Origin of the sequence: Dawidia cretensis (assembly GCF_018598175.1) — a bacterium.
In the GTDB taxonomy this organism is placed as follows: Bacteria; Bacteroidota; Bacteroidia; order Cytophagales; family Cyclobacteriaceae; genus Ohtaekwangia; species Ohtaekwangia cretensis.
The window spans coordinates 1-354 of sequence record NZ_JAHESE010000144.1; the positions used below are offsets into that span (position 1 = coordinate 1).

The window sequence follows — 354 nt, forward strand, 5'->3', positions numbered from 1 at the left end:
CTCCACCAGCAGTGTACCAATGATCGGCCCTGTGCACGAGAAGGATACCAATGCCAGCGTAGCCGCCATAAAGAATATACCCGTCAGGCCGCCGCGATCGGCTTGCGCGTCGGCCCGGTCTATCCAGGCGTGTGGCAACCGTATCTCGAAGGCGCCGAGGAAAGAAGCGCCAAAGACTGCCAGCAGCACAAAGAAGACAAAGTTAAAGACGCCGTTCGTCGACAGGTTGTTTAAGGCGTCGCTGCCAAAGGCCAGCGTAATGCCCAGGCCCGCCGCGACGTATATAACAATGATGGAAATACCATAGAGGATCGCGGTGCGCACAGCGCCCTTCCGGCCGGCGCTGCGCTTGGT

Annotated in this window: 1 protein-coding gene; it reads right to left on the reverse strand. The window is 59.0% G+C overall.

Translation table 11 applies throughout. The features are described from left to right. A partial coding sequence (locus KK062_RS30115; protein ID WP_438836545.1) for a cytochrome c biogenesis protein CcdA occupies positions 1 to 354 on the reverse strand: 354 nt, incomplete at both ends.